The organism is Kocuria sp. CPCC 205263 (assembly GCF_040981075.1).
Taxonomy (GTDB): Bacteria; Actinomycetota; Actinomycetes; order Actinomycetales; family Micrococcaceae; genus Kocuria; species Kocuria rosea.
Map to the genome: position 1 here is coordinate 66,746 of NZ_JAVKPV010000001.1, position 12,808 is coordinate 79,553.

At 74.5% G+C, this 12,808-nt stretch carries 8 protein-coding genes; 2 read left to right on the forward strand and 6 right to left on the reverse strand.

Annotation, left to right across the window (positions count from 1 at the left end):
• Positions 1 to 27 precede the first annotated feature (27 nt).
• Positions 28 to 1,311 (reverse strand): isocitrate lyase, encoded by a 1,284-nt coding sequence (gene aceA / locus RF647_RS00310; protein WP_133409274.1) that lies wholly within the window; start codon positions 1,309 to 1,311, stop codon positions 28 to 30.
• 161 nt (positions 1,312 to 1,472) lie between these two features.
• Here aceA and RF647_RS00315 point away from each other — a divergent pair, with 161 nt between their 5' ends.
• Both RF647_RS00315 and putP read left to right on the forward strand, forming a co-directional pair.
• Positions 1,473 to 2,954, forward strand: coding sequence for a helix-turn-helix domain-containing protein (locus RF647_RS00315; RefSeq protein ID WP_368809980.1), 1,482 nt, complete (start codon positions 1,473 to 1,475; stop codon positions 2,952 to 2,954).
• Between the two features lie 173 nt (positions 2,955 to 3,127).
• A complete protein-coding gene (gene putP / locus RF647_RS00320) occupies positions 3,128 to 4,624 on the forward strand; it encodes a sodium/proline symporter PutP (RefSeq protein ID WP_368809982.1) in 1,497 nt (498 codons plus the stop codon).
• Positions 4,625 to 4,688: 64 nt separating this feature from the next.
• On the opposite strand, the gene RF647_RS00325 is transcribed toward putP, so the two are convergent.
• The 5 genes from RF647_RS00325 to RF647_RS00345 form a co-directional block, all read right to left on the reverse strand.
• Positions 4,689 to 5,657 (reverse strand): L-lactate dehydrogenase, encoded by a 969-nt coding sequence (locus RF647_RS00325; RefSeq protein ID WP_368809983.1) that lies wholly within the window; start codon positions 5,655 to 5,657, stop codon positions 4,689 to 4,691.
• A gap of 104 nt (positions 5,658 to 5,761) precedes the next feature.
• Positions 5,762 to 7,735, reverse strand: coding sequence for a penicillin-binding transpeptidase domain-containing protein (locus RF647_RS00330; RefSeq protein WP_368809984.1), 1,974 nt, complete (start codon positions 7,733 to 7,735; stop codon positions 5,762 to 5,764).
• A gap of 176 nt (positions 7,736 to 7,911) precedes the next feature.
• Positions 7,912 to 8,874: a CoA ester lyase gene (locus RF647_RS00335; protein WP_240722364.1), complete on the reverse strand. Its 963-nt coding sequence runs from the start codon at positions 8,872 to 8,874 to the stop codon at positions 7,912 to 7,914.
• Between the two features lie 288 nt (positions 8,875 to 9,162).
• Entirely contained in the window at positions 9,163 to 11,739 is a 2,577-nt protein-coding gene (hrpB, locus tag RF647_RS00340; protein WP_368809985.1) for an ATP-dependent helicase HrpB, read from the reverse strand.
• A 103-nt stretch (positions 11,740 to 11,842) separates the two neighbouring features.
• A complete protein-coding gene (locus RF647_RS00345; protein ID WP_368809986.1) occupies positions 11,843 to 12,652 on the reverse strand; it encodes an alpha/beta fold hydrolase in 810 nt (269 codons plus the stop codon).
• Between the last annotated feature and the right edge of the window lie 156 nt (positions 12,653 to 12,808).

Genomic DNA, 12,808 nt, shown 5'->3' on the forward strand with positions numbered 1-12,808 from the left:
CGGCCGTTCGGCTCAGGGCCGTTCGGCTCAGAACTGGGCGGTCTCGGTGGACCCGGCCAGCGCCGTGGTGGAGGACTGCGGGTTGAGGACGGTGGAGACCAGGTCGAAGTAGCCGGTGCCGACCTCGCGCTGGTGGCGGGTGGCGGTGTAGCCGCGCTCCTCGGCCGCGAACTCCCGCTCCTGCAGCTCCACGTAGGCCGTCATCTGGTTGCGGGCGTAGCCGTGGGCGAGGTCGAACATCGAGTAGTTCAGGGCGTGGAAGCCGGCCAGGGTGATGAACTGGAACTTGAAGCCCATCGCGCCCAGCTCGCGCTGGAACTTGGCGATCGTGGCGTCGTCCAGGTGCTTCTTCCAGTTGAAGGACGGCGAGCAGTTGTAGGCGAGCATCTGGTCGGGGTGCTCCGCGTGGATGCCGTCGGCGAACTTCTTGGCCAGCTCGAGGTCCGGGGTGCCCGTCTCCATCCACAGCAGGTCGGCGTACGGGGCGTACGCGTTGCCGCGGGCGATGCAGGCCTCGAGGCCGTTGCGGACCTTGTAGTAGCCCTCCGCGGTGCGCTCGCCGGTGACGAACGGCTTGTCGCGGTCGTCCACGTCCGAGGTGATCAGGGTGGCCGCCTCCGCGTCGGTGCGGGCGATGATCAGCGAGGGGACGTCGGCGACGTCGGCCGCGAGCCGGGCCGCGCTCAGGGTGCGGACGTGCTGCTGGGTGGGGATGAGCACCTTGCCGCCCAGGTGGCCGCACTTCTTCTCGGAGGCCAGCTGGTCCTCCCAGTGCACGCCGGCCGCGCCGGCGGCGATCATGGACTTCATGAGCTCGTAGGCGTTGAGCGGGCCGCCGAAGCCGGCCTCGGCGTCGGCCACGATCGGGACCAGCCAGTCGTCGACCGTGCTCGTGCCCTCGGAGTGCTCGATCTGGTCGGCGCGCATCAGCGCGTTGTTGATCCGCCGCACGACCGCCGGGACGGAGTTCGCGGGGTAGATCGACTGGTCGGGGTAGGTCTGGCCCGCGAGGTTCGCGTCGCCGGCGACCTGCCAGCCGGAGAGGTAGATGGCCTTGAGACCGGCCTTCACCTGCTGGACCGCCTGGTTGCCGGTCAGGGCGCCCAGGGAGTTGACGAAGTCCTCGGTGTGCAGCTTCTCCCACAGCTGCTCCGCGCCGCGGCGGGCCAGGGTCATCTCCTCCTGCACCGTGCCGCGCAGGCGGACGACCTCCTCCGCCGTGTAGTCGCGGGTGATCTGCGCCCAGCGGGGATCGGCGTCCCACTCCTGGCGGATCTCGTCGGCGGTCTTGGGGGCGTTGGGGTAGGACATGTCGGCTCCTCGTTGAGTGGTCCGAGAACGGGTGCTTCGGTTTCGGGGTTACCAGGAAGTTCGCTCTTCCGTGGTGACACATCCCACTTTGCCCCAGTTCAACCCGGATCAACCCCACATTTCTCGTCGAACTTTCGGTGTTTTTCGTCTATCGTGAAGAAATGACGACCAGCGCTTGGGGCACCGAGGAACCGACGACGGCGGAGCCGGCCGGCAGCACCGATCTGATCGGTCTCGGCCGGCGCATCCGCTCGCTGCGCAAGGACCGCGGCATGACGCTCGCGGAGCTCGCCGACCGGGCGGGCACCGCCACCTCGCAGCTGTCCGTGATCGAGAACGGGCGCCGCGAGCCCCGGCTCAGCCTGCTGCGGCGCCTCGCCGAGGTCCTGGGCACGAGCGTGGACGCCCTGCTCGGGGCCGAGCCCGGCACCCGGCGGGAGGCGCTCGAGATCCAGCTCGAGCGCGCCCAGCGCTCCCCGTTCTACGAGCAGCTGGGGCTGCCGACCGTCCGGGTCAGCTCCGCGCTGTCCACCGAGGTGCTCGAGGCGCTCGTGGCCCTGCAGGAGCGGCTGGCCGAGGCCCTCGAGAAGAACTCGGCCACCCCGGAGGAGGCCCGCCGGGCCAACGTGCAGCTGCGCCGGCTCATGCGGGCGCAGGACAACTACTTCCCGGACCTGGAGCAGGCCGCCAAGGAGCTGCTGACCCTGGGCGGCTACTCCTCGGGGCCCGTGTCCAACTCCGTGATCTCCGAGATGGTGGGCAGGCTCGGCTACAGCATCCACCACGTCACCGACCTCCCGCACTCGACCCGCTCGGTGACCGACCTGCTCAACCGGCGGATCTACCTGGTGCAGAGCCCCCGGGCGGACCACGACCCCCGCGCGGTGCTGCTCCAGGCCGTGGGGCACCAGGTGCTGGGCCACGAGCCGCCGAAGGACTACGCCGAGTTCCTCGCCCAGCGCGTGCAGACCAACTACTTCGCCGCCGCGGTGATGCTGCCGGAGAACAAGACCGTCCCGTTCCTGCTCGAGGCGAAGAAGGACCGGGACCTCTTCCTGGAGGACCTCAAGGACCGCTTCGCCGTCTCCCACGAGACGGCGGGCCACCGCTTCACGAACCTGGCCACCCGGCACCTGGGGATCCGCACCCACTTCCACAAGGTGCACTCGTCCGGGGTGATCCACAAGGCCTACGAGAACAACGGGCTGGCGTTCCCGACGGACCACACCGGGGCGATCGAGGGCCAGATCTCCTGCCGCAAGTGGTCCGGGCGCACCGTCTTCGACCAGCCCAACCAGTTCACGGCGTTCGCCCAGTACACGGACACCCCCTCCGGCACGTACTGGTGCTCCACGCGCACGGAGCTCTCCAGCCAGGGCGTGTTCTCCATCGGCGTGGGCGTCGCGTTCACCGACGCCCGCTGGTTCCGCGGCCGCGACACCCCGCACCGCACGGTGTCGACCTGCCCGGACCCCTCGTGCTGCCGGCGCCCGCCCGAGGAGCTCAGCCGGGTGTGGGCGGGCCACGCCTGGCCCAACACCCGGGCCCACTCGCACGTGCTCGCCGCCCTCCCGGAGGGGGCCTTCCCCGGCGTCGACGAGCGGGAGGTCTACGAGTTCCTGCAGGCGCACGACGACGCCTGAGCCGGCCCCGCGGGCCGCCGGCGCGGTCTCCCCGCACCCCCGGGACCGCCTCCCTGTACCCGTAATGGCTGGCCACTGCCCGGGAGCGGGCGTAAAGTTCTGTGGGACCTCTGCTCCACCCACCCCCCTGGACGCTGCGCTCCACCGGGCCGGCTCCGGGCGGAAAGGACACCATGCCCCAAGAGATAGCCCAGACGATCGCGATCGTCATCTACTTCGCCGCCATGATCGGGATCGGCCTCTACGCCAACAGCAGGACGAAGAACCTCGACGACTACATGCTCGGCGGGCGCAACCTCAAGCCCGGGACCGCCGCCCTCAGCGCCGGTGCCTCGGACATGTCCGGCTGGCTGCTGCTCGGTCTGCCCGGCGCGGTGTTCCTCTCCGGTCTGGTCGAGGCGTGGATCGCCGTCGGCCTGATCGTCGGCGCATGGGTCAACTGGAAGTTCATCGCGCCCCGGCTGCGCTCCTACACCGAGGTCTCGCACAACTCGATCACGATCCCGTCCTTCCTGGACAACCGGCTCAAGGGCGGCAGCCGGCTGCTGCGCATCGTCTCCGGGCTCATCATCCTGGTGTTCTTCACGTTCTACGTCTCCTCCGGCATGGTGGCCGGCGGGCTGTTCTTCCAGTCGTCCTTCGGCTCGACGTACCACGCCGGGCTGCTCCTCGTCGTCGGCGTCACCATCGCCTACACGCTCTTCGGCGGCTTCCTCGGCGCGACCTACACGGACGTGGCCCAGGGCCTCCTGATGTTCGCGGCCCTGCTCCTCGTCCCCGTCGTGGGCGTGATCAACGTGGGCGGCTTCGGCCAGATGGCGGAGAACATCCGCGCCGTCCAGCCCGACGCCCTCTCCATGGTGTCCGGGGCCACGGCCATCGGTGTCATCTCGGCCTTGGCGTGGGGCCTCGGCTACTTCGGCCAGCCGCACATCATCGTCCGCTTCATGGCCATGCGCTCTCCCTCCGACGCCAAGACCGGCCGCCGGATCGGCCTGACCTGGATGGTGCTCAGCGTCATCGGGGCCATCGCCACCGCCCTCGTCGGCGTCGCCTACTACGGCAACCGCCCGGACGAGAGCCCGACCGACCCGGAGTCCGTGTTCCTGGACCTCGCGCAGGTCTTCTTCCACCCCGTGATCGCCGGCTTCGTGCTGGCGGCCGTGCTCGCGGCGATCATGTCCACGGTCTCCTCCCAGCTCATCGTCTCCTCCTCCGCCCTGGTGGAGGACCTGTACAAGCTGACGGTCAAGGAGTCCCCGTCCGAGCGCAAGCAGGTGTGGATGGGCCGCGCGGGCGTGGCCCTCGTCGCCCTCGTGGCCACGTTCCTGGCCTGGGAGCAGAACAACACGATCCTCGGCCTCGTGGCGTTCGCGTGGGCCGGCTTCGGCGCCTCGTTCGGCCCGATCGTGATCCTGTCCCTGTTCTGGCGCAAGCTCACGAACCTGGGCGCGATCACCGGCATGGTCCTGGGCGCGGTCACCGTGTTCGTGTGGACCGTGACCCCGTGGGCCGACCTCTACGAGATCATCCCCGGCTTCCTCGTGAGCCTCCTCTCCGCCGTGCTGGTCTCGAAGGCCACCTACCGGCGCGACGAGGAGGTCGAGCGCGAGTTCGACGACGCCGTGCGCCTCGCCCACGCGGCGGAGGACGAGATGGCCGCCCGCTGACCTCTCGCACCGCTCCGCCGGGGCCCGTTCCGCACGCCGGAACGGGCCCCGTCGCCGTCCGGGCTCAGTACCCGATCGTGGCCAGGGTGGCCCGGATCGCCTCGGCGGAGCGGTGCAGCATGGCCAGCTCCTGCTCGTCCATGGGCACGACCAGCCGCGCGACGACGCCCCGCCGCGCGACGATCGACGGCACGGACAGGGCGACCCCGCTGATCCCCCGGTAGTCGTCGAGGACCGTGGAGACGGGCAGCACGGCGTGCTCGTCCCGCAGCACCGCCTCGGCCACGCGCGCCCCGGCCAGGCCGATCGCGTAGTTGGTGGCGCCCTTGCCCTGGATCACCGTGTACGCCGCGTTGATCGTCCGGTGCGTGATTTCGTCCAGCCGCTCGTCGGTGAAGGGCCGCCGGCCCTCGACGGTCCAGTCCCGCAGCGGGATCTGCCCGATGTTCGCGTTCGACCACAGGGGGAACTCGGTGTCCCCGTGCTCGCCGACGATCGTGGCGTGCACGCTCGTGGTGGACACCCCGCCCTCCTCGGCCAGCAGCCACCGCAGCCGCGACGTGTCCAGCACGGTCCCGGAGGACATCACCCGCTCCGTGGGCAGGCCGGTGAGCTTCTGCGCGATGACCGTGAGCACGTCGCACGGATTGGTCACCAGCACGTACACGGCCTCGGGCGCCTGCTCCACCAGCCGCGGCATCAGCTGCTCGAGGATCGCGGCGTTGGCGCCCGCCAGCTCCATCCGGGTCTGGCCGGGCCGCTGCTTGGCCCCGGCGGTCACGAAGACGACGTCCGAGCCCGCCAGCACGGCGACGTCGTCGGAGCCGGTCACCCGGGAGCTGGTGGTGAACATGGCCCCGTGGGCGAGGTCCAGGCCCTCGGCGCGGACCCGGTCCCCGGCCAGGTCGTAGAGGGCCACCTCCTGGGCGACGCCCTTGATGAGGACCGCGTAGGCCAGGGACGAGCCGACGGAGCCGGCGCCGACCACGCCGATCTTGGTTCTCGCGGGAGTGGTGGGCACGGTCTCGGGCACGAGGAACTCCTCGGGGGTCCGGTGGTCCGCGGCTGCGGACGGTGTGCTCCCATCCTGGGCCAGCGGCGCGGGTCGCGGAAGGGCCCGGGCCACCGTGTCGCGGCTCAGCCGGCGGTGGACGCGGAGGCCGCGGCCAGGAAGTCCCGCATGACGGGCCCGCCGGTGACCGAGCCCAGGCCGCCGTCCTCCACGAAGACCGCCACGGCGAGGTCCTCGTGCTCGGCGATCACCCACGAGTGGGTGCGGGGCGGGTCCTCGTCGCCGAACTCGGCCGTGCCGGTCTTGCCGATCGCGGTGTCCGGCTCGAGCCCCTGCAGCACGCCCAGGTGCCCGGACGAGACGACGGCCCGCATCATGGTGCGCAGCTGCTCCGCCTCCTCGGCGGTCAGGGGCTCCTCCGGTCCGGGCCCGGTCGCGGCGCCCTCGTCGAGCAGGCCCTCGGTGCTGACCAGCCGGGGGGTGACCAGCTCTCCGGCGGCGACCGAGGCGGTGAGCCCGGCCATGCTCAGCGGGGACACGAGCGTGCGGCCCTGCCCGAACATCGCGGCGGCGTGCTGGGCCGGCGGCTCCTCCTGCGGGAGCTCACCCCAGAACGCGGGCACGGACAGCTCCGCGGGCACCCCGATCCCGAGCGCGGCCGCGGCCTCGGCCAGCTCCGCCTGGTCGATCCGGTCGTGCTGGTCCACGAAGGTGGTGTTGCAGGAGTGGGCGAGCGCCTCGGTGAGGGTGATCGAGCCGGTGAACTCGGCCGGATAGGACTCGACGTTGTCGATCCGCACGCCCGCGGCGGTCGTGGACGGCGGGCACTGCACGACCGTCCCGGGGGTGTCGCCCTGCCGGAGCATCCCGAGGGCCGTGACCACCTTGAAGGTGGAGCCGGGCGCGTACCGGCCCAGCAGCGCGGTGGAGTAGCCCTCGGAGCCGGGCCCGTTGGCCGAGGCGACGAGCTCGCCCGTGGAGGGCCGGACGGCCACGACCGCAGAGGGGGACTCGACCCCGGCCAGCAGCTCCTCGGCGGTGGCCTGGAGCCCGCGGTCCAGGGTCACGGCGACCGGCTCGCCGGCCGCCGCCGGGACCTCGAACAGCGGCTCGCCGGCCGCGGGCTCGTCCCCGATCTCCTCGACGACGACGCCGGGTGTGCCGCGCAGCCGGTCGTCGAAGCGCTCCTGCACTCCCCCGCGGCCGATCGTCGTCCCCGGGGCGAGCTCCCCGCCGGAGTCCGCCACGTCCTCGGCCGTCGCCTCGGCCACCCCGCCCAGCAGGTCGGCGGCGAAGCCGCGGGAGGGTGCCAGCGGCAGCTCGTCCTCGACCACGAGCAGGCCCGGGACCGCCTCCATCTCCGCCGCGTCCAGCTCCCGGAAGTCCTCCAGCCGCAGCGGGACGGCCTCGACGAACGCCTCGGGCCCGGCCTGTCCGACGGCCTCGGCGTAGGCGTCGGCGTCGATGTCCACGGCCTCGGCGAGCCGGCGGGCCGCTTCCTCGGGGTCCGCCCCGTCGAGCTGCGACCGGTCGATGCCCACCCGCCGGATCGGGCGCTCCGTCACCAGCGTCTCGCCGTCCGCCCCGAGGATGTCCCCGCGGTCCGCGGCCACCGTCCGGGCGCGCAGGGCCTCCCCCTCCGCCAGGCCCGGGTGCACCACGGCCGGGGACCACTCGGCGGCCCAATCGCCGGCCCCGGTCCGGACCAGCGGGAGGACCGAGTCGTACGCCCAGTCCTGCGCCACGCCCGGGAGGTCCCACGACCAGGACAGGGTGGCCTCGCGGCGGTCCTCCTGTCCGGTGTCCTCGACCGCGGAGACCTCGACGGCCGGGGCGGCCTCCCCGAGCGGCGCGGTGATCCGCTCGTACTGCTCCTGGGCGGAGGGACCCTCGACGTCGCCGAAGGACAGCTCCTGGACGCTGCCCGCGCCCAGGGCCGCGGCGACCCGGTCGGCGGTCGCCCGCCCGCCGTCGGGGGCGAGCGCCGAGCAGCCGGTGGCGAGGAGGGCCGCGGAGAGGGCGACCGGGAGGGCCGTCCTCGGCCGCCGGGGGCGGGGCCGGGACGCCGGGGGCTGCGGGGCGGGGCGGGGAGTCTGCACGGTGTCGAATCTAGTCCGTCCCGCCCCGGACAGGACAGGCCGGGGCGGAGGGATCCGGACACGGAAGAACCGGTGGGCGCCGTGTCTGCACGGCGCCCACCGGTCCGTCGGACGCGCGGGGAGGGGGTGCGCTCCCGCGCGGGGGCGGGGCCGGGTGCCGGCCCCTCACCACCGGATCAGCAGTGGTACGTGTCGGTCGGCGCCTCGAAGTGGACGTCGTAGCCCTCGGGGATGCTCAGGCCGAAGGCGCCGGCCAGGCCCAGGATCTTCTTGGCGCGGGCGAGGCGCGGCAGGTCGGAGCCGTTGCGGATCTCCCCGCCGTCGGCGTCGAACTCCTGGAGGAACTCGGTGGCCCAGGACAGCTCGGACAGGGACGGGCTCAGGCCCTCGTTGACCGTGGCGGTCTGCTCCGGCATCAGGCACAGCTTGCCCGTCATGCCGAACTCCAGGGTCACGGACGTGGCCTCGGCCAGCTTGGGGCCGAGCGCGCCGACGGCGGGCCCGTCGATGGGGCCGGGCAGGTTGGCCGCCCGGGAGGCGATGGTGAACTGCGAGCGCGTGTAGGCCAGCGTCATGGGGTTCTCCCCGAAGCCCGTGTCGCGCCGGAAGTCGCCCAGGCCGAAGCCGAGGCGGTACGTGGAGCGGGCGCCGGCGATGGCCTGCAGGTGCTGCACGCCGCGGGCCGTCTCGACGAGCGCCACGATCCGCGTGTCCTTGAGCAGCTCCGCGGTGCGGGTGACGTGCTCCGGGGACTCGACCATGGCCAGCATGACACCGTCCAGGCCGCGGACGCCGGCGAGGGCCCGGAGGTCCTCCTCCCACCACTGGGTGCCGAAGCCGTTGACGCGCACCCAAGCGTGGTGCTGCTCGCCGTGCTCGTCCCGGGCGTCCAGCCAGCTGATGACGTTGCGGCGGGCGCGCTCCTTGTCCTTGGGCGCCACGGAGTCCTCGATGTCCAGGACGACGACGTCGGCCGCGCTCGCCCGGGCCGCCGCGAACCGCTCGGCCTGGGCGCCGTTGACGAGCAACCAGGAACGGGCGAGCTCCGGGCCGACCGCGGGAGCGGCGACCTGGGGAACCAGCGGCAGGGACGAGGTGGTCGGGGTCGTCGGCGAGGTCTCGATCGAGGTGGCAGTCATGAGGGCGTACCCGTTCTCCGTGAGGTGCAGCGAGCTGCGGTGTGACAGATGTGCCGGGGCACCCGTGCTGGGAGGGCAGGTGCTGCCCGGCGGAACCGTGACCGGTACCGGGCCCGCGGGAACGATCGCGTCGCGGGGGTCCGGCCGGTGCGTGCCCCGGACCGGGGATCGCGAGGTGGGCGAGCCGGTCCGTGCGCGCTGGATCAACGCGCTCGGCAGGTGCGGTGACTCCACCGTAACCCAGATCACACGGCGACGCCACCCGCCGTGCCCGGGCACGGGCCGGGCTCAGGAGCGGCGCGCGGTGCGGGCGGTCGCGGGCGCGGTCCAGGGGTCCTCGGGCCAGGGGTGCCGGGGGTAGCGGCCGCGCATCTCGGCGCGCACCTGGGCGTAGGGGCCGGACCAGAAGGAGGCGAGGTCGTCGGTCACGGCCAGCGGCCGCCCCGCCGGGGAGAGCAGGTGGAAGAGGACCGGGACCCGGCCGCCGGCCACGGCCGGGGACGCCGCCCACCCGAAGCACTCCTGGAGCTTGACGCTGACCACGGGACGGCCGGCGGGGTCGTCGGCGGCCGGGTAGTCGATCCGGGCCCGGGAGCCGCTGGCCACGGTCAGCCGCTCGGGCGCGAGCTCGTCGAGGCGGGCGGCCTCCGGCCACGGGAGCAGCCGCCGCAGGGGCGCGACGAGGTCGGCCCGGCGGCCGGCGGCGAGGGCGTCGAGCTCGGGGGCGAGCCACTCGTCGAGCCGGTCGAGCAGGGCGGCGTCGGACACGTCGGGCCACGGGCCCCCGAGCCGGTGGTGGAGCAGCGCGAGCCGGCGCCTCAGCCGGTCGGCGCCGTCCGACCAGCCGAGCAGGCCGAGTCCCTGCTCGGCCAGGGCGGCGCGCACCGCCCCGCGGGCCTCCCCCGGGGCGGGCCGCACGGGTGTCGAGGACAGCTCGATCGCCCCGAGCGCGCGGACCCGGCGGGCGCTCGCCCGCCCGTCCTCGAAGCGGGTGCGGACCTCGTCGGTGAGCAGGTGCTCGGCGCAGCGCTCGGCGAGGGGCCGGTCGAGCGCGGCCGCGGCGCGCACGACCGCCCCGGTCCCGGCGGCGGCCTGGCCGGACGCCCGGGTGACGTCCGCGACGGCGAGCCACTCGTGGCCCGCCAGGCCGCTCCCCGGGGCCAGTCCCGCGCGGGTCCCGGAGGCGAGCAGGTAGGTGTCCCCCACCTTCCGGGCGACCCGCTCCGGCAGGGCCAGCGCCACGACGGCACCGGTCAAGACATCGGCCGGGACGTCCCCGGCCGCCGGCGGGGCGGGCACTGCGGAGAACGGCGGGTCCGTGGCGATCCGCTCCAGCCGGCGGGCCTCGTCGGCCCAGCGGCGGGCCTCCGGGGCCCGCCCGGCGCGCAGCTCGACGAGCAGGCGGGACAGGTCCCCGCCGGGCGGGCGGTGGTCGTCCGAGACCATCGCGACGACCTCGGCCGCCGGCCGGGCGCCCACCGCGCGGGCGCCGTCGAGCAGGCCGCGGGCCAGGCGCGGGTCCACGGGCACCGCCGCGAGCAGCCGGCCGGTGGCGGTGGCCCGGCCGTCCTCGTCGAGCGCGCCGAGCCCGTGCAGCACGGCGACGGCGTCGGCCAGGGCCGGTGCGGGCAGGGGGTCCGGCAGGGGCAGGCCCCGTCCGCCGGGGGCGCCCCAGCAGGCGAGCAGCAGCGCGGCGCCCGTGAGGTCGGCGGCCGCGAGCTCCGGGGTGAGGTGGCGGGGCATCGCGGCCCAGGTCCGCTCGTCGTAGCAGCGCACGACCTCCCCGGGCCCGAGCCGGGCGGCACGGCCCGCCCGCTGCTCGGCCGAGGCCCGGGAGGCCGCCACCGTGACCAGGCCCGTCATGCCGCGGCCGGCGTCCCGCCGGGGCTCGCGGGAGAGCCCGGAGTCGACCACGAGGCGCACGCCCGGCACCGTCAGGGAGGACTCGGCCAGGGATGTGGAGACCACCACGCGGGGCGGGTCCCCGGGCCGGCGTCCCGAGGTCGCCCGGTCCTGCTCGGCGGACCCGACCCGGCCGTGCAGCTCGAGCACCTCGGTCCCGCGGCAGGTCTCCCGCAGCCGCCGGGCGACCTGGGCGACCTCCCACGCCCCGGGGACGAACACGAGCGCGTCCGTGGCGCCGTCCCGGGCCAGGGCCCGCGCGTGGGCGTCGGCCGCGGTCCGGGCGACGTGGTCGAGGAACGGGCGGGTGACCCCGCGCTCGTCGGTGCGCCGGCCGGGGGCCGGGGCCCACCGGACCGTGAGCGGGTGGAGGGCCGCCGGGCAGTCGACCACGGGGGCCTGGGCGCCCTCGCCCAGCAGCCCGGCGAAGCGCGGGGCGTCGAGGGTCGCGGACATCGCGACGAGCACCAGGTCCTCGCGCAGCTGCCGGACCTCGGCCAGCATGCCGACGAGCAGGTCGGACTCGAGACCGCGCTCGTGGACCTCGTCGAGGACCACGGCGCCCACCCCGGGCAGCCCGGGGTCCTGCAGCAGCCGGCGCAGGAGCACGCCGGGCGTGACGAACTCGACGAGGGTGCCGGCCCCGGTGCGCCGGTCGCCGCGCACCGTGTGGCCCACGAGCTCGCCCACCCGGGTCCCGGCCAGGTGCGCCAGCCGCCGGGCTGCCGCGCGGGCGGCGACCCGGCGGGGCTGGGTGACGACCACCCGACCGGGCCCGAGGTCCGTGGCGCGCTCGTGCAGCAGGTCGGCGACCAGCGGGGGCACCAGGGTGGTCTTGCCGGTGCCGGGCGGCGCCTGCACCACGGCGACGCCGCCGGCGAGGGCCGCGCGGAGCTCGCCGAGCACCCCGGCGACCGGCAGGCCGGCGCCGATCCGGGCGAGGTCGAAGGGGACGGGGCTCATCGTCCCAGTCTCCCACCGCCGCGGGGGACGGCCGCGGCGGACGGCGGCCGCCGCACCCGGCGCGCACCGTCCGGGGCGGCCGCGACCCGGACGGGGAGGGAGGTCAGGGCTCGGTGCGGGCCAGGAACCCGCGCAGCACCGCGGCGAACTTCTCCGGCTCCTGCGAGTGGACCCAGTGGCCGGCCTCGCGGATCGTCACCCGGTGTGCCCGGGGGAACAGCCGGCGCATGACCGGCGCGTGCTCGTCGCGGACGTAGTCCGAGCGCCCGCCGGCGACCCAGAGCACCGGCCCCTCGTAGACGGCGTCCCCGGTGTCCGGGAAGCCGCCGATGGTGTCCAGGCTCGACCGCAGCAGCTCGAGGTTCGGCTCCCAGGAGAGGCCCTCCGGACCGCGGCGCAGGTTCTGCAGCAGGAAGCTCCGGGTGGTGTCCCACGGGATGGGCCCCCGGAGGGCCACGTCCGCGTCCGAGCGGCGCTCGACGGCCGTGAGGTCCACGGCCGCGAGGCTGTCCAGCAGGTGGGCGAACTCGCCCTCGCCGCCCCCGGCCCGGGCGGGGGCGATGTCCACCACGACGAGCCGGGAGACGAGGCCCGGGTGCCGCAGCGCCAGCACCATCGCCACCTTGCCGCCGAGGGAGTGCCCGACGACGGCGACCGGCCCCGCCGCGGCGAAGTCGTCGCGCAGGGTCTCGGCCACGGAGTCCGCCATCTGCTCGTAGTCCACCCGGTCCGTCCACGCGGACCCGCCGTGGTTGGGCAGGTCCACGAGCAGGCTCCGGAAGTCCGGCTGGAGGTCCTTGGCGATCCGGGTGAAGTTCTTGCCCCGGCCGAACAGACCGTGCAGGAAGACGACGCGGTCGCCGTCGTCCCCGACAGCGGTGGTGTGCAGGATGCTCGTCCCGATCTCAGCCATCCTCCGAGCTTAGGGTCTCGGCCGCCGCAGGCCGGCACTGCGGGAGGTCAGCGCGGCGTCCTGGAGCAGTCCCGGCGGCGGGGGCGCGGGGCCGGCCGCCGTGGGACGGCGCTCTCGTCGTGCGCCGAGGACTCAATGCCCCACAGTCGTCCGGAA